The organism is Nocardia cyriacigeorgica NBRC 100375, assembly GCF_000308555.1.
Classification (GTDB): Bacteria; Actinomycetota; Actinomycetes; order Mycobacteriales; family Mycobacteriaceae; genus Nocardia; species Nocardia cyriacigeorgica.
In genome coordinates this window covers 1-16,839 of the sequence record NZ_BAFY01000065.1, presented here as the reverse complement: position 1 = coordinate 16,839, position 16,839 = coordinate 1, and the positions used below count along the sequence as shown (strand labels likewise).

General features: G+C 68.1%; 13 protein-coding genes. 4 read left to right on the top strand and 9 right to left on the bottom strand.

Annotation, left to right across the window (positions count from 1 at the left end; all coding sequences use genetic code 11):
* From RJ05_RS05655 to glgP, 5 genes are all read right to left on the bottom strand, one after another.
* A partial coding sequence (locus RJ05_RS05655) for a RidA family protein (RefSeq protein WP_036533890.1) occupies positions 1 to 317 on the bottom strand: 317 nt, incomplete at its 3' end.
* A gap of 93 nt (positions 318 to 410) precedes the next feature.
* Complete coding sequence (locus RJ05_RS05650; protein WP_228799124.1) at positions 411 to 2,054, bottom strand: serine/threonine protein kinase; 1,644 nt, start codon at positions 2,052 to 2,054, stop codon at positions 411 to 413.
* A gap of 235 nt (positions 2,055 to 2,289) precedes the next feature.
* Positions 2,290 to 2,832 (bottom strand): DoxX family protein, encoded by a 543-nt coding sequence (locus RJ05_RS05645; protein WP_036533885.1) that lies wholly within the window; start codon positions 2,830 to 2,832, stop codon positions 2,290 to 2,292.
* A 109-nt stretch (positions 2,833 to 2,941) separates the two neighbouring features.
* Entirely contained in the window at positions 2,942 to 4,303 is a 1,362-nt protein-coding gene (locus RJ05_RS05640) for an NCS2 family permease (RefSeq protein WP_036533882.1), read from the bottom strand.
* A gap of 259 nt (positions 4,304 to 4,562) precedes the next feature.
* Positions 4,563 to 7,130, bottom strand: coding sequence for an alpha-glucan family phosphorylase (glgP, locus tag RJ05_RS05630; RefSeq protein WP_036533877.1), 2,568 nt, complete (start codon positions 7,128 to 7,130; stop codon positions 4,563 to 4,565).
* Positions 7,131 to 7,230: 100 nt separating this feature from the next.
* Here glgP and RJ05_RS05625 point away from each other — a divergent pair, with 100 nt between their 5' ends.
* A complete protein-coding gene (locus tag RJ05_RS05625) occupies positions 7,231 to 9,231 on the top strand; it encodes an alpha-1,4-glucan--maltose-1-phosphate maltosyltransferase (RefSeq protein ID WP_036533875.1) in 2,001 nt (666 codons plus the stop codon).
* 34 nt (positions 9,232 to 9,265) lie between these two features.
* The gene (gene glgB / locus RJ05_RS05620; protein WP_051016273.1) at positions 9,266 to 11,404 is read left to right on the top strand and encodes a 1,4-alpha-glucan branching protein GlgB; all 2,139 of its coding nucleotides are present in this window, start codon (positions 9,266 to 9,268) and stop codon (positions 11,402 to 11,404) included.
* Between the two features lie 148 nt (positions 11,405 to 11,552).
* On the opposite strand, the gene RJ05_RS05615 is transcribed toward glgB, so the two are convergent.
* The 3 genes from RJ05_RS05615 to RJ05_RS05605 all read right to left on the bottom strand — a co-directional run bounded on the left by RJ05_RS05615 (position 11,553) and on the right by RJ05_RS05605 (position 14,180).
* Entirely contained in the window at positions 11,553 to 12,398 is an 846-nt protein-coding gene (locus RJ05_RS05615) for a tetratricopeptide repeat protein (protein WP_036533871.1), read from the bottom strand.
* Between the two features lie 61 nt (positions 12,399 to 12,459).
* Positions 12,460 to 12,831: a DUF3817 domain-containing protein gene (locus RJ05_RS05610; protein ID WP_036533868.1), complete on the bottom strand. Its 372-nt coding sequence runs from the start codon at positions 12,829 to 12,831 to the stop codon at positions 12,460 to 12,462.
* Positions 12,832 to 13,001: 170 nt separating this feature from the next.
* A complete protein-coding gene (locus RJ05_RS05605) occupies positions 13,002 to 14,180 on the bottom strand; it encodes an acetyl-CoA C-acetyltransferase (protein WP_036533866.1) in 1,179 nt (392 codons plus the stop codon).
* 136 nt (positions 14,181 to 14,316) lie between these two features.
* Here RJ05_RS05605 and mce point away from each other — a divergent pair, with 136 nt between their 5' ends.
* Complete coding sequence (mce, locus tag RJ05_RS05600) at positions 14,317 to 14,790, top strand: methylmalonyl-CoA epimerase (protein ID WP_036533864.1); 474 nt, start codon at positions 14,317 to 14,319, stop codon at positions 14,788 to 14,790.
* Positions 14,791 to 14,876: 86 nt separating this feature from the next.
* The gene (locus RJ05_RS05595) at positions 14,877 to 15,884 is read left to right on the top strand and encodes a coiled-coil domain-containing protein (protein ID WP_036533892.1); all 1,008 of its coding nucleotides are present in this window, start codon (positions 14,877 to 14,879) and stop codon (positions 15,882 to 15,884) included.
* Between the two features lie 265 nt (positions 15,885 to 16,149).
* On the opposite strand, the gene RJ05_RS05590 is transcribed toward RJ05_RS05595, so the two are convergent.
* Positions 16,150 to 16,575: a hypothetical protein gene (locus tag RJ05_RS05590; RefSeq protein ID WP_036533862.1), complete on the bottom strand. Its 426-nt coding sequence runs from the start codon at positions 16,573 to 16,575 to the stop codon at positions 16,150 to 16,152.
* Positions 16,576 to 16,839: the final 264 nt, after the last annotated feature.

The window sequence follows — 16,839 nt, the reverse complement described above, 5'->3', positions numbered from 1 at the left end:
GTGGGCGGCTGCTTGCCCCAGATCTCGGCGATCTTTTCGCCGAGCACCGCCAGCTTGGGCAGGTCGTGGTCGACGATGTGGGTGCGCAGTTGGGCGACGTCGGCGTAATCCAGTCCCACCGAGCGCAACGCGATGCCCAGGTTGGCGAACGCGCGGTCGACCTGTGCGCCGAAGTCCTCGCTGGTGGTGTGCCCGTCGGCGTCGGAATCGTATTGGCCTGCGATGAAGACCAATTCGCCGCGCACCCGCGCGACATGGCTGTAGCCGAATCCGGTCGGGTCGTGCAGGCCGTCGGGGTTGCTGATCTCGATGCTCACCATCGTCTCCTTCGTATTTGTCGGGTCGACGTGGAGATGACGACGCAGCGTCGGCGAGTGTGACATCGCGGAAGCGACAGCTTCAGGATCGCTTCACGACAGCGGCAGCGACTTCCACCAGTCCATGAATTCCTCCGGGGTCTTGAACTTTCCGGTGGTGTAGAGCAGGTATTGCGCGCGATCGGGGATCGGGAAGCCGCTCACCATGGCGTGTTCTTTGGGGTCTTTGCCGGCCAGATGGTAATTCTCGTAGATCACCGAGCCGTTGACGTCGCTGGTGATGTCGATCGGTTTCATCGCGTCGAGTACCTGGTGAAGGTCTTGTTCGTGGTCGTATTTCAGCAGGTAGTAGTCGGTGCGGCCGTCGTAGCAGTGCCACGCCCCGGCCCATTGGCCGGAATCGGGACCGTCGGAGGTCTGCCCCTTCCATAGTTCGCGCCCTCGGGACGGATCTTGCGACATGCAGGTGTGGCCGTTGAAACCGAGGCCGAGATCGTTGTCGGGCACCATGTTCGGGAACTCTTCGCTGATCGCCTGAATCGCCGTTGGCTCATCGTCGGCCGGGATGTTCGACACGATCACACCCGTCAGCGCGGCGACGACCACCACGACCGCGGCCGCAGACACCCCGATCACCCACCGCTTACGCGAACGCACCACACCCGCGTCCATCGACCGTGCCGCGCCCGTCGCGGCCGAGACCGGTGCCTGCGACAACGGCTGCGACCTCGGCGGTGTGCGCGCCCCACCCAGCTGCCCCGCGGCGGCACCGACAGGCAGGGCCTGCGCCACTATCGGCTGACCGTGTCCCGTCGCCATCGGCGCCTGCATGGTCCCCGCCGCCCGCACATATGGTCCTGACGCCGATTGATCGAATCCCTGCGGGTGCGGATGAGGTCCCGACGGGTAGGCATGCGGCCCGGACGGGTACGCCCCGGCAACCTGCGCGCGCGGCAACGACGGATGCACCGCACCCGACAACGCCGCCCGCACCGCATCCGCGAATTCCGCGCAGCTGCCGTATCTTTCACCGGGCCGCTTCGCCAACCCCCGCGCCAGCACCGCGTCGAGCGCGATGGGCAGTCCGTGCCGGACGCTGCTCAAGGCCGGCGGCTGATGCTGGAGGTGGCCCTGGATGACGGCCACCGGATGCGGCGCGGAGAACGGCGCGGTGCCGGTCAGCAGCCAGTACAGGCTGCAGGCCAGCGAATACTGATCGGTGCGGTGATCCAGCGGTGCCCCGGTGAGCTGTTCGGGTGAGGCGTAGGCGATGGTGGCGGTGAAGGACCCGGTCTGGGTGAGGTGGCCGCCGTCGTCGCGCAGGCGGGCGATGCCGAAGTCGGTGAGGTAGACCCGTTCGGGCCCGGTGTGCGCGGTGGACAGCAGGATATTGGCCGGTTTCACATCGCGGTGCAGCACGCCCATGCTGTGCGCGAAGTCCAGCGCCTGCGCGGTGTCGGCGATGATCTGCACCGCCCGCAGCACCGGCAGCGTGTTCGGATCCAGCGACGCGGCGTCGACGCCGTCGATGTACTGCATGGAGATCCACAGCTGACCGTCCTCGGCGCCGCGGTCGTAGACGGTGACGATGTTCGGATGGTCGAGCTGGGCGGCGAGGTCGGCCTCGCGTTCGAACCGCGCCCGGGTCTCCTTGTCGTCGAACAGGTCCGGATTCAGCAGCTTGAGCGCGGTGCGGCGGGGCAGCCGCGGATGTTTCGCGAGGTAGACCGAGCCCATTCCGCCGCGACCGAGCCGGCGTTCGATCTGATATCCGGCGAAGACCGAACCCGGTTGCACCTGCGGCCCTCCTAGTCCGATCTGTCGAGCACGCCGATCCTATCGGTCCGCCACCCTCTCGGTCCGCCCGCATACTCGGGGTACGCCTCCCCGAGGAACACCACTGTGCCGCGCACCCCGGAAACACGATGCGGCGCGGTGGTCAGGCCACCGCGCCGCATCGGAATCGAGAGATTTACAGCAGACCCTTGAGGATCAGCGTCAGCACACCGGTCACCACCGCGAGCGCCACCGCACCGACGCCCCAGGCGACACCGGCGCGGTACCAGGGCCGACCGTGATCGAGCGAGAACCGGCCCGGCCCGGTGAACGCCACGGCCACCGCGACGGTCGCGAACAGCAGGCCCATCTCGTATCCGGCGGCCGCGTCGAGCATCCCGCCGCCCCACATCACGTGGATGACATTGATCATGGTGCCGAGCACGATGGCCGCGGCCAGCGGGGTGAACAGGCCGAGCAGCAACAGCAGTCCGCCGGCGAATTCGCTCAGCCCCGCCAGGGTGCCGAACAGATCGCCCGGGTTGTAGCCCATGGCCTCGAAGTTCGCGCTATTGGCCGAAAGGCCGGGACCGTCGAACCAGCCGAAGAGCTTCTGGGCGCCGTGCGCGGCGAGCAGGCCGCCGAAGACGACCCGCAGCACCAGCAGACCGATGTCGGAAGAGACGTTGTCGTAGCGAGTGGTGACGTTCAGACGCTCGAGCGTCGAGTTGGTGGTCATAGGTCTGTCCTCATCATCGTGCGGTCGCATCGAACCCGTTAGCTTCACAAAGGAAGCGGACTGCGGTCCGATTGTTTCACGTCGGACACCAACCACGCCACCGGAGAACCTATTCCGCGAGGAAGAAGAAATATCCGAGGAAGATCACCATCAGCGCCCACATCGCCGGATGGACCTCTTTGATCTTGCCCTTCGCGACCATCACCACCGGGTAGAACAGCATGCCCATGGCCAGGCCGTTGGCGATCGAATAGGTCAGCGGCATCATGATGATGGTGATGAACGCGGGCACCGCGAACTCGAGCCGCTGCCAATCGATCTCACCGAGCGAACGCGCCATCAGCACACCGACGACGATCAGCGCCGCCGACGACACCGCACCGGACTTGGCGACCACCTCGAACACCGGGAAGCAGAACATCGCCACCGCGAACCAGCCCGCCGTCGCCACCGCCGTCAACCCCGTGCGACCGCCCGCGGACACGCCGGCGGTCGACTCCACATACGCCGTGGTGGTGGAGGTGCCGATGATCGCGCCGGCCGTGGTGCCCACCGAATCGGCGGCGAGCGCACTGTCCGCGCGCGGCAGCTTGCCGTCCTTGTCGAGCAGCCCGGCCTGGTTCGCGACGCCGATCAGGGTGCCGGAGGCATCGAAGAAGTCGACGAACAGCATGGTCAGCACCACGACGATCATCTGGCCGGTGAAGGCGTCGGGCAGATGGATGATGGCCTGCCCGAAGGTCTCGTCCAGCCCGCGCGGCAGCGCCGCGATGCCGTTGGGCAGATCGACCAGCCCGCTGATCATGCCGACGATGGTGGTCAGCACGATGCCGTAGAGCACGGCGCCGTGCCAGCCGAGCACCACGAACACCACCGTCACCACCAGGCCGAACAGCGCGAGCAGGGTGGTGCCCTCGGTGAAATCGCCGAGTGCGACGAAGGTGGCCTCGTTGGCGACCACGATGCCGGCGTTCTTCAGCCCGAGGAACGCCACGAACATGCCGATGCCCGCCCCGACCGCCAGCTTCATCTGCATGGGGATGGCGTTGAGGATGCGTTCACGGATCTTGGTCACCGCGAGGATGAAGAAGATGACACCCGACAGGAACGTCCCCGACAACGCCACCTGCCACGGAATCCCCATCCCGAGCACCACCGAATAGGCGAAGAACGCGTTGAGCCCCATGCCGGGCGCCAGCGCGACCGGATACTTCGCCCACAACCCCATCACCAGCGTGCCGAACACCGCCGCCACCGCCGTCGCGGTGAAGACCGCCTGGGTGGGAATGCCCAGCTCACCGAGGACGCCGTGGTCGCCGAGCACCGACGGGTTCACCGCGAGGACGTAGGACATGGCAAGGAACGTGACGGTGCCCGCCATCAGCTCCCGTTTGACGGTCGAGCCGTTGGAGCTGACACCGAAATATTTATCGATATGACCCCGGGTTCGGGTCAGCACGTCGATGGCCATGGGGGTACTCCAGTCGGGAACGAATGAGCGGGGTGCTCGAGACGTTATCCGATCCCGCGCCAACAAGCCTGGTCAGCCACCTGAAACAGTGATCTGCGCGACCCGGAGCCCGCGCGCTCGGGCTCACCGGCGCCCACTTGGAGCCGCCCCTCCACGGCGCAGACAGACCCCTCGGCCGCCCGATCGAGAAGGCGAATGCTCGGCGTCGAGCACGCGATCGCGTCGAGATCGCGAGCGCCGGACCGAGTCCTGAAGCGCGTCACGCTCTGGGTGCCGCGACCAACCCCAACTCGGCATCAGAGGCCAGCAGCTCGCTGTGTGGCAGCACCCGCACCGTGTAACCCACCGCCCCCGACAGCGACACCGGCGTCTCGATCTCGAACAGCTCGAGACCGGAATCGGATCCGGTGTGCTTCATCGGCATGGTGGTGACATCGGACAGGTCGTCGGTCGGCGACACCCGCCCGAGCACCGCCTGCACCGTGACGTCGTCGGGCGTCAGCCCGCCCAGGTCGATCCGCGCCGTCAGCGACAGCGGTGCCCCGATGATCGGCGTATCCGGCAGGCCCGCGCTGTCGACCTGCACCACCCGCACCGACGGCCACGCCGACTCCACCCGGCGCCGGTATTCGGCCACCGCACGCGCGCCGGCGAAATCGTCGGCGACCGCACGGCGGCCGGCGGCCGCGGCGGGCGCGTAGTAGTCGAGCGCGTAATCGCGCACCATCCGCGAAGCCAGCACCTTCGGACCGAGCGTCTGGAGGGTGTGGCGCACCATCTCCACCCAGCGCACCGGCATCCCGGTCTCGTCGCGGTCGTAGAAGCGCGGCGCCACCGAACGCTCGAACAGCTCGTAGAGGGCCGCGGCCTCCAGATCGTCGCGGCGGTGTTCGTCGCGGATGCCGTCTGCGGTGGGGATGGCCCAGCCGTTCTCGCCGTCGTACATCTCGTCCCACCAGCCGTCGCGGATGGACAGGTTGAGCCCGCCGTTGAGCGCCGACTTCATGCCGGAGGTGCCGCAGGCCTCGAGCGGGCGCAGCGGGTTGTTCAACCACACATCGCAGCCCCAGTACAGGTAGCGGGCCATGGACATGTCGTAATCGGGCAGGAAGACGATGCGGTGGCGCACCTCGGGATCGTCGGCGAAACGCACCACCTGCTGGATGAGCGCCTTACCGCCGTCGTCGGCGGGATGGCTCTTACCGGCCACCACCAGCTGAACCGGGCGGTCGGGGTCGAGCAGCAGCGAACGCAGGCGCTCGGGGTCGCGCAGCATCAGCGTCAGCCGTTTGTAGGTGGGCACCCGGCGTGCGAAGCCGACCGTCAGCAGCTCGGGATCGAAAACCCCGTCGATCCAGCCCAATTCGGCCTCGGCGGCCCCGCGCTGCAACCAGGACTCCCGCAGCCTGCGGCGCACCTCGTCGACCAGGGTGGCGCGCAGCGTATTACGCGTCGACCAGAGTTCGGCGGCGTCGATATCGCAGAGCTTCTCCCAGCCGCGCGCCTCTTCGACGAGTTCGGCGCCGATCCGCTCACGCGCCTTGTCGATCCACTCGCGCGCCGCCCAGGTGGGGGCGTGCACGCCGTTGGTGATCGAGCCGATCGGCACCTCGTCGGCATCGAATCCCGGCCACAGCGAGGCGAACATCTCCCGGCTGACCTCGCCGTGCAGCTTCGACACCCCGTTCGCGCGCTGCGCCAACCGCAAACCCATATGCGCCATGTTGAACACCGACGGATCCGACTCACGCCCCAACCCGACGATGCGGTCCACCGAAAGCCCCGGCAGCAGCGACGAATCGGCTTCGCCGTGCGGGCCACCGAAATACCGGCGCACCATCGGCATCGGGAACCGGTCGATGCCGGCGGGCACCGGCGTATGCGTGGTGAAGACGGTCCCGGCGCGCACCGCGGCCAGCGCGGCATCGAAGTCCAATCCGCCCGCGACGTACTCGCGGATCCGTTCGAGCCCGAGGAAACCGGCGTGGCCCTCGTTCATATGGAACACGTCCGGATCGGGTAGCCCCTGGGCGCGGGTGAAGGCGCGCACCGCCCGCACACCGCCGATGCCGGCCAGGATCTCCTGTTTGATCCGGTGGTCCTGATCACCGCCGTAGAGCCGGTCGGTGACGGCGCGCAGTTCCGGATCGTTGTCGGCGATATCGGAATCCAGCAGCAGCAGCGGTACCCGTCCGACCTGCGCGATCCACACCCGGGCGCGCAGCACCCGGCGATCGGGCATGCCCACGTGGATCAATACCGGCGAGCCGTCCGCGGTCAGCAGCCGCAGCGGCAGTCCCTGCGGATCCAGCGCCGGATAGTGCTCGGCCTGCCAGCCGTCGGCCGTCAGCGACTGCCGGAAGTAGCCCGAGCGGTACAGCAGACCCACACCGATGAGTGGCAGGCCGAGATCGGAGGCCGCCTTGAGATGGTCGCCGGCCAGGATGCCGAGCCCGCCGGAGTAGTTCGGCAGCACCTCGGTGACGCCGAACTCCATCGAGAAATAGGCCACCCCGCGCACCTCGGTCCCCCGCCGCTGGAACCAGCCCGGGGTCTCCAGGTACTCGCGCAGATCCGCGGCGGCGGCGTCCACCCTCGCGGTATAGCCGGGGTCGGCGGCCAGCTCGTCGAGCCGTTCGCGCGGCACCTCACCCAACATCCGCACCGGGTCGTGGCCCACCTCGAGCCAGCGCGCGGGGTCGAGTTCGGCGAACAGATCCTGCGTCGGGCCGTGCCAGGACCAGCGCAGATTCGTCGACAATTCACCCAGCGCCGACAGACGCTCGGGCAGATGGGCGCGGACTGTGAACCGACGCAGTGCCTTCACCAGCCGAACCCTACCCAACAATGTGAGCCCGGGTAGACCAGCGCGATCCGCACGGGCGCTCATCACATAGATCGCGGCGACGCCCGGTACGGTTGGGAACGTGACCGGCCGCATCGCTATCGATGACACTGCCCCGTTCATCCCCGGAGGCCGGCCGGCCAAGGCCGTCGTCGGCGAGGTGTTCCCGGTGCGGGCCGTGGTGTGGAGTGAAGGACACGCGGCCGTCGCCGCCACCCTCGCGGTGCGCGGGCCGAGCTCTTCGCGCACCACCCGCATCCGGATGACACCCGACTACGAGCCCGACGTCTTCAACGCCACCTTCACCCCGAACGTCCCTGGCACCTGGTCCTTCCGCATCGAGGGCTGGCGTGATCCGATCGCCACCTGGCGGGCCGCGGTGGAGGCGAAACTGGCCGTCGGCCAGAGCGCCGCCGACCTGGCCAACGATCTGGAACTGGGCGCGCGCCTGTTCGACCGCGCCGCCCAAGCGGTACCGAAGAAGCAGTTCGAGCGGTTGCGCGCGGTCGCGGCGGCGCTGCGCGGCGATGAGCAGCTTCCGGCCCGGGTGGCGCCGGCGTTCACCGACGAGGTCGCCGAGATCCTGCGGGTGACACCGTTGCGCGACCTGGTGACCCGCGGCCCCCAGCACACCGTGCTGGTCGAGCGCCAGCGCGCGCTCTGCGGCGCCTGGTACGAATTCTTCCCGCGCTCCACCGGCGGTCGCGACGCCGAAGGCAGACCCGTCCACGGCACCTTCGCCACCGCCGCAAAAGAGCTGCCGCGGATCGCGGGCATGGGCTTCGATGTGGTCTATCTGCCGCCGATCCATCCCATCGGCACCGTGAACCGCAAGGGCCGCAACAATTCGCTCACCGCCGAACCCGGCGACGTCGGCTCACCGTGGGCCATCGGCTCGGCCGAGGGCGGCCACGACGCCATCCACCCGGAACTGGGCACCGAAGACGATTTCACCGATTTCGTGGCCGCCGCCGAACGCCTCGGCCTCGAAGTGGCCCTTGACCTGGCACTGCAATGCGCGCCCGACCACCCGTGGGTGCGCGAACACCCCGAATGGTTCACCACCCTCCCCGACGGCACCATCGCCTACGCGGAGAACCCGCCGAAGAAATACCAGGACATCTACCCCGTCGATTTCGACAACGACCCCGACGGCCTCTACGCCGAGGTACTGCGGGTGGTCCGGCATTGGATCGGGTTGGGCGTCAAGATCTTCCGCGTCGACAACCCGCACACCAAACCCGCCGACTTCTGGGAATGGCTGATCACCACGGTGCGGCGCACCGACCCCGACGTGGTGTTCCTGTCGGAGGCCTTCACCCGCCCGGCGCGACTGTACGGGCTGGCGCGCCGCGGATTCAGCCAGTCCTACACCTACTTCACCTGGCGCGTGCACAAATGGGAGCTCACCGAATTCGGTCGTGAACTCGCCGCCAAGGCCGACGAAGCCCGCCCCAACCTCTTCGTCAACACTCCCGACATCCTGCACGAGAGCCTGCAACACGGCGGGCCCGGCATGTTCGCCATCCGCGCCGTCCTCGCCGCCACCCTGGCTCCCACGTGGGGTGTCTACTCCGGCTTCGAGCTGTTCGAGCACCAGGCCGTTCGCCCCGGTAGCGAGGAGTATCTGGACTCGGAGAAGTACGAGCTGCGCCCGCGTCCGTTCGCCGAGGCGCTGGCCCGCGGTGAATCGCTGGAACCCTGGCTGACCAGGCTCAACGAGATCCGGCGTGCCCATCCCGCACTGCGTCAACTGCGCTGCCTGCATTTCCACCACGTCGACAACGACGCCATGCTTGCCTACTCGAAATTCGATCCGGCCACCGGCGACGCCGTCCTGGTGGTGGTGAACCTCAACCCGTTCGCCGCCGAACAGGGCATGCTCTCCCTCGACCTGCCCGCCATCGGCCGCGAATGGCACGACCACCCGGTGGTCTACGACGAGGTCAGCGGCGAGGAATACCACTGGGCGCAGACCAACTACGTGCGCCTGGACCCGACCAAGGCCGTCGCGCACATTCTCGCGCTGCCGCCGATCCCGCAGGCCGCGCGCACCGAACTGGCCTACCGCAGGAGCTTCTGATGAGCGGGGCCCGGCGGTGAAGCGCCGCGACCTGATGCTGCTCGCGGCGGGCACGCACCCCGACCCGCACACCGTCCTCGGTGCGCATCCGCACCCCGACGGCACCGTCGTGCGGGTACTGCGCCCGCACGCCGACACGGTGAGCGCCCGCGTCGGCGGCGAAGAACACCGGCTCGATTCGCTCGGCCACGGCGTCTTCGCCGGTGTGCTGCCCTATCCGGAGCTGCTGGACTACCGCATCGTCACCGCCTATCCGGGCGGGCAGACCGTCATCGCGGCCGACGGCTACCGGTTCCTGCCCACCCTCGGCGAATTCGACCTGCATCTGATCGGCGAAGGCAACCATCAGCGGCTGTGGGAGGTACTCGGCGCGCACCCACGCCGCTACACCACACTCGACGGCGAGGTCCACGGCACCTCGTTCGCGGTGTGGGCGCCCAACGCGCGCGGGGTCGGTGTGATGGGCGATTTCGACGGCTGGAGCGGGGCGGGCACACCCATGCGGTCCCTGGGAAGCTCCGGGGTCTGGGAGCTGTTCGTGCCCGGTGTCGAGCCCGGCACCCGATACAAGTATCGGGTGCACGGCGCGGACGGGCGCATCGTCGACCATGCCGACCCGTTCGCCTTCGCCACCGAGGTCCCACCCGCCACGGCTTCGGTGGTCACCGAATCGCGGCATGTGTGGACCGACGACGCCTGGCTCGCCGCCCGCGCCGTCACCGAACCGGCGCGCGCGCCGCTGAGCGTCTACGAAGTCCACCTCGGCTCCTGGCGACCCGGTCTCACCTACCGCGATCTCGCCGTGCAGTTGGCCGACTACGTGCGTGAGGCCGGCTTCACCCATGTCGAACTGCTGCCCGTCGCCGAGCATCCGTTCGGCGGCTCCTGGGGCTACCAGGTCACCTCCTACTACGCGCCCACCTCCCGTTTCGGCACACCCGACGACTTCCGCGCCTTCGTCGACCACCTGCACGGTCAGGGCATCGGCGTGCTGCTGGACTGGGTGCCCGCCCACTTCCCGCGCGACGAATGGGCGCTGGCCCGCTTCGACGGCACCCCGCTCTACGAGCACCCCGACCCGCGCCGCGGCGAACAACCCGACTGGGGCACCTACGTCTTCGATTTCGGGCGCAACGAGGTCCGCAATTTCCTCATCGCCAACGCCCGCTACTGGATCGAGGAATTCCACATCGACGGCCTGCGCGTCGACGCCGTCGCCTCCATGCTCTACCTCGACTACTCCCGCCGCGACGGCGAATGGGAACCGAATGTGCACGGCGGCCGGGAAAACCTCGACGCCGTCGACTTCCTCACCGAACTCAACGACCGCATCCACAGCGAACACCCCGGCGTGCTCACCATCGCCGAGGAATCCACCACCTGGCCCGGCGTCACCCGCGCCACCGAGGTCGGCGGGCTCGGTTTCTCCATGAAATGGAACATGGGCTGGATGCACGACACCCTCGGCTACCTGGGGCGCGACCCGATCCACCGGTCCTGGCACCACAACGAGATCACCTTCTCGCTGATGTACGCCTGGAGCGAGAACTATGTGCTGCCGATCAGCCACGACGAAGTGGTGCACGGCAAGGGCACCCTGTGGACGCGGATGCCCGGTGACGACTACGCCAAAGCCAGCGGTGTGCGCGCCCTGCTCGCCTACATGTGGGCCCACCCCGGTAAGCAACTACTGTTCATGGGCCAGGAGTTCGGCCAATTCCGGGAATGGTCACACGATCGCGGCCTGGACTGGCATGAGCTGGACAACCCGCTGCACCGCGGCGTGCAGCGCGTCGTCCGAGACCTCAACGCCGTCTACCGGGCCCGGCCTGCGCTGTGGACCCAGGACACCACCCCCGGCGGCCATTCCTGGATCGAGGCCGACGACCGCGAGCACAATGTGCTGGCTTTCCTGCGCTACGGCACCGACGGCTCCGTCATCGCCTGCGTCTACAACTTCTCCGGCTCGGCCTACGACAAGTACCGCATCGGCCTACCCACGGCCGGCCGCTGGACCGAGATCCTCAATACCGACGCGGTCGAATACGGCGGATCCGGTATGGGCAATCTCGGCGCGGTCGTCGCGGAGGAGCAGCCCTGGCACGGCCGACCGGCGTCCGCGGTGCTTGCGCTGGCGCCGTCGAGCGCGGTGTGGCTGGCAGCCGACTCGTAAACACCCCGCCGCCGAGTTCGCGGCGGCATGTCGCCGGCTCCCGTTCCGGTTCAGAAAAGGAGCGAACGCCCGCACTCACCAGGAGTGCGGGCGTTCGAGTATCCGATGTCGACGCACGATCGGCCGAGACGGTCGCAACCGATCGCGCTCAGTACAGCGCGGCCGCGAGCTTGCGCCTGGCCGCCGCCACGAACGGCTCCGCCTGATCGAACAGCTCGAACAGCTCCAGCAGCCGGGTGCGGACCTTGGTGCGGTCATCGCCCGCAGTGCGCTTGACGACCCCGATCAGCCGATCGAACGCCGCCTCCGGGCGCTGGTGGAACAGTTCGATATCGGCGGCGTCGAGCTGGGCGTCCACATTGCCCGGGTCGGCGTCGGCGGTGGCGATCGCCGAATCCGGCAGCTGCTGGGCGCGGGCGAGGAAGCGGACCTGCCGGACCGCTGCCTTGGCCTCGGCATTGTTCGGCTCGGCCTCCAGAATCGACTCGTACGCCGATTCCGCACCGGCCAGATCGCCCTGCTCCAGCAGCGCCTCGGCGGTGGCGAACCGCGGGTCCTCGGCCTGCTGGGGCTGCCCGGCCGGGCCGCCTTCCAGCTTGCCCGCGACCGCGTCCACCACGGCGGCCAGCCACTGGCGCACCTGCGGCTCCGGCTGCACGCCCTGGAAGTCGGCCAGCGGCTGACCGCCCGCGACGGCGATCACCGTCGGAATGCCCTGCACCCCGAACGCCTGCGCGATCCGCATATTGCTCTCGGCCTCGACGGTCGCCAGGTCCCAGCTGCCGTCGCCTTCACCGGCCAGCCGCTCCAGCAGCTGCACCAGTTCGACGCTGCCGGGGCTGCGCTGCGAATACAGCGCCACCACCACCGGCACCTGGGTCGAACGCCGAAGCACCTTGGTTTCGAAGTCGGCCTCGGTCACCGAGTATCCGCCTTCGGGGCCCGCACCCGCGGGCGGCTGCTTCAGGGCGGACAGATCCACCGCACCGGACATGGCGGCGGCGACGGCTGGCGAAGGACGACGAGCGGATGGTCGAGTCACGCCGTCCAGTTTGTCACGAAGAGACGCGTGCGGTGGCCGGGGCTTGGCTCGCGGCGCTCGGCTGCTCCAGCTTGCCGGTGCGCACCGCCCAGATCTCGAAGATCACGGTGCAGAACGGCGGAATGCTCGAGGCCAGCGCGAGCACGGTCGTCTTCCAGTTCCAGTTCAGCTCCCGCGAGGCCAGCAGGGCGCTCAGCACGAACAGGATGAAGATGCCGCCGTGGACGGGGCCGAAGATCTTCACACCGATCTCGTTGCCCGGATCGGGGATGTACTTGAACGCCATGCCGATCAGCAGGCCGGCCCACGACACCGCCTCGAGGATGGCGAAGAACCGGAACCTGCCCGCGACGGTACGCAGATCGTAAGAACCCATGGCCCCCATTGTGCCGTATGCACTACGACGAGTCGTAGTTGAACCGGTCACAGTGGACAGAACGGACATCGACCCGAATCACCGTCCACAGACACCGCGGCGAATCGATCCGCACGGTTCGCCCCAGCGCCGGAATCGGAAGCGCCGACGCACCCTCGGCACGCCGGCGCGTCCGGGAACTACACCTTGATGATCAGCGCGTCGCCCTGGCCGCCACCACCGCACAGCGCGGCCGCACCGATCCCGCCACCCCGGCGCTTCAACTCCAGCGCCAGGTGCAGCACAATGCGCGCACCGGACATGCCGAGCGGGTGACCGATGGCGATCGCGCCACCGTTGACGTTCACCTTCTCCGGATCGATGCCGAGCTTGCGGGTGGAGGCGATACCGACCGCCGCGAAGGCCTCGTTGATCTCCACCAGATCCAGCTCCGACGGCTCGATACCCTGCTTGGCGCACGCCTTGGCGATGGCGTTGGCGGGCTGATCCTGCAAGGTCGAATCCGGACCGGCCACCACACCCGCGGCGCCGATCTCGGCGATCCAGCTCAGGCCCAGCTCCTCGGCCTTGGCCTTGCTCATCACGACGACCGCGGCGGCGCCGTCGGAGATCTGCGAGGCCGAACCGGCGGTGATGGTGCCGTCCTTGCGGAAGGCCGGGCGCAGCTTGGCCAGCGATTCGGCGGTGGTGTCGGCGCGGATGCCCTCGTCCTCGGTGACCATGATCGGATCGCCCTTGCGCTGCGGCACCGCCACCGGGACGACCTCGTCGTCGAACACGCCGTTCTTCCAGGCCGCGGCCGCGCGCTGGTGCGAGGCGGCCGCGAACGCGTCCTGATCCTCGCGGCTGATCGGCGCGGCATCGTTGCGTGTCTCGGTGAGCGCACCCATCGCCTGATCGGTGAAGATGTCGTGCAGTCCGTCGTAGGCCATGTGGTCGCGCAGGTTCACATCGCCGTACTTGAAGCCCTCGCGGCTCTTCTCCAGCAGATGCGGGGCCTGGCTCATCGACTCCTGGCCACCGGCGACGACGATCTCGTACTCGCCGGCCCGGATCAGCTGGTCGGCCAGCGCGATGGCGTTGATGCCGGACAGGCACACCTTGTTCAGCGTCAGCGCGGGCACATCCATCGGGATACCGCCCGCGACGGCCGCCTGCCGGGCCGGGATCTGGCCCGCGCCCGCGGTCAGCACCTGGCCCATGATCACGTAGTCGACCTGGTCGCCGCGCACACCGGCCTTCTCCAGCGCCGCCTTGATCGCGAAACCGCCGAGATCCGACCCGCTGAAACCCTTCAATCCGCCGAGCAGGCGGCCGACCGGGGTACGCGCACCGGACACGATCACGGAGTTGGTCACGACGAGCCTCGCCTTCTGCAGTTCACAGCATCGGTGGATCAGCGCTGCCCGCACCGCGGCGCGACGGCAGCCTCGTACTCAACGGTAGCGGGTCCGGCCGCGACGGCCCCGCGCAGGTACGCGCTACGTTCGAAGCGTGAGCACTACAACCGACTCGAACGAATTCATCCCCGCGGACTACGTGGTCGCCGTCGACCACGTCGGTATCGCGGTGCCCGACCTCGACGCCGCCGTCGCCTGGTACACCACCAATCTCGGCATGGTGGAAACCCACCGCGAGGTGAACGAGGCGCAGGGCGTGCAAGAGGCCATGCTGTCGTGCCCGGCGGCCGCCGACGACTCGACTGCCTTGCAGTTGCTGGCCCCGCTCGACGAGACCTCCACCATCGCCAAGTTCATCGAACGCAGCGGCCCCGGCCTACAGCAGCTGGCCTACCGCGTCACCGACATCGAGGCCGTTTCGGCACATCTGCGCAGCCGTGGCCTGCGTTTGCTCTACGACGCGCCGCGCGCCGGAACCGCCGGGTCCAGCATCAATTTCGTGCATCCGAAGGATGCTGGTGGTGTGCTGGTGGAGTTGGTCGAGCCGAACCCGAATGTTACGCACTAGTACCAGGATCGGGCAGGAAGATCTCGTCTCGATGACATTCCCGGTCGACTCACCATCTACCCCACACAGGCTGTAGTTTGTTGGCCATGTCGTCACCTGAGTCCGATCGCAATCGCTTCGTTGCACTGCCCTTCACCGTTGTGCGCAAGGGTTATGCGCAAGACGAGGTGCGTAACTATTTCGACCGCTTCGATGCCGAACTGAGGGTCACCGCTACCGATCGTGACGCGGCCGCCGCGCAGGCTCGTAACCTTGCGAGCCAGCTCGAGGACGCGCGCGACGAGATCGATGAGCTCCGTAAGGAGGTCGACCGGCTGTCCGTGCCGCCGACCACCGCGGAAGGCATGAGCGACCGTATTTCTCGCATGCTGCGACTGGCCTCCGACGAGGCGTCCGAAGTCCGCGCCCTGGCGCAGGCCGAGGCCGCGGAAATGGTGTCGATCGCCGAGCAGCAGGCCACCGAGATGCGTGGCAAGTACGAGTCGCTGCTCGCCGAGACCAAGGAAAAGCGCGAAGCGCTCGAAATCGAGTTCGAGCAAACACTGGCGAACGCGCGCACCGAAGCAGCCAAGATCATCGAAGCCGCCCAGGCCGAGGCCGACCGCATCGGCAAGGAGGCCGAAGCCAAGCGCAAGGCCGCCCAGCAGGACTTCGAGGTCACCATGGCCGAGCGTCGCACCAAGCTCACCCGTGCCATGGAAGAGCTGGAGGCCACCAGCCGTGCCGAGGCCGCGCAGCGGATCAAGGACGCCACCGACGAGGCCAACCGCCTCATCACCTCCGCCACCCAGACCAGCGAGCGCAAGATCGCGCACGCCAAGGAACTGGCCGAAGAGATGCGCGTGCTGCGCGGGCGCGTCCTTGCCCAGCTGCTCGGCATCCGCGGCCAGCTGGATTCCGTGCCCGCGATGCTCGCCGCGGTCAACCGGGAGAGCGAGCTGCTCGACGGTGTGCCCGATCAGCAGCGCAAGTCGATCAGCGGCAACAACACCAAGTCCGTCACGGGTTCGCGCACCAAGGCGATCCCCGAGGTCACGAACGAAGAAGACGACGTGGTCGACGAAGAGCGTGAGAACGCCGAGATCAGCAACTAACTGATTTCGGGCCCGCGCGGCGACAGAACACCATCAGCACCGAAGGCCGCCCCCACCGGGGGCGGCCTTCCTCGTGTGCGTGGCCTGCTCGACCCCGCGGGCGGAGGTCGTCGCGATCACCTCGCATGCTGTCAAGCCACAGCGACTGCGCGCACTCGGCGCGGACACGGTGTTCGACTCACCTCCTGGTGTGGACCGGGCTCGGGCTGCTGCTGGGCGGCAAAGGTGAGCCCACGCCACGGATCAGCCCGATAGGCCAGGGCATTCACCGCGATCCCTCGATGAACTGATGATCGGACACGATCCGGCCGTCGGCATCGAGTGCGAGCAGGTCGAAACCGCCGCCCTGGGGCTCGCCGTCGTCGCGGCGGTTCATCGTCCACGCGACGCCGACGGTGTTCGCGGGCAGTTCGATAGCGGCTCGGGCCGCGGCGAAGACGTATTCGCCACTGGCGAGGAACATTTCATACGCTCGGGTGACCCGGCGGTCGAGCGCGTCGTAGCCGTGCACGCCGAGCGGTGGCGCGGAAATCGCCAGCTCGGCGGCGGCCTTACGGGCTTCGGCAGGTGGGTCGACCAGAATCTGCATGCCGTCGACGGCGAACAGCTCCTCGATCCGGGTTCGGCGAGCGGTGGGCTCGGCTTCGTTCCAGAGGGCTACATAGCGGGTAGCGATGTCATCGGTGCTCATGGCGGCAACTCTGCCGAGACGAACGCCGGTCCGCGATTCCCCGCAGGGAATGACACGGCCTGCGTTCGCACGCCTCGGTTCATACCCTGGCGGGAATGGCGCGCGGTGCCCGCACCAGGTTGACTCGCACCATGACGACCGCGCAGACCGCCGCATTCGGCCCCCAATTGCGGCATTGGCGCACGCTGCGCCGGGTCAGCCAGCTCGAACTGACGATTCGCGCCGAGACGAGTCAGCGCTATGTGAGCTTCCTCGAACAGGGGC

Bases quoted from the DNA above. Each gene is read 5' to 3' on its own strand.
- RJ05_RS05615 (WP_036533871.1), bottom strand. From the start codon at position 12,398: ATGTCCGGTGCGGTGGATCTGTCCGCCCTGAAGCAGCCGCCCGCGGGT.
- RJ05_RS05590 (WP_036533862.1), bottom strand. From the start codon at position 16,575: ATGAGCACCGATGACATCGCTACCCGCTATGTAGCCCTCTGGAACGAA.
- glgB (WP_051016273.1), top strand. From the start codon at position 9,266: ATGCTGCTCGCGGCGGGCACGCACCCCGACCCGCACACCGTCCTCGGT.
- RJ05_RS05640 (WP_036533882.1), bottom strand. From the start codon at position 4,303: ATGGCCATCGACGTGCTGACCCGAACCCGGGGTCATATCGATAAATAT.
- RJ05_RS05650 (WP_228799124.1), bottom strand. From the start codon at position 2,054: ATGGGCTCGGTCTACCTCGCGAAACATCCGCGGCTGCCCCGCCGCACC.
- RJ05_RS05645 (WP_036533885.1), bottom strand. From the start codon at position 2,832: ATGACCACCAACTCGACGCTCGAGCGTCTGAACGTCACCACTCGCTAC.
- RJ05_RS05610 (WP_036533868.1), bottom strand. From the start codon at position 12,831: ATGGGGGCCATGGGTTCTTACGATCTGCGTACCGTCGCGGGCAGGTTC.
- RJ05_RS05595 (WP_036533892.1), top strand. From the start codon at position 14,877: ATGTCGTCACCTGAGTCCGATCGCAATCGCTTCGTTGCACTGCCCTTC.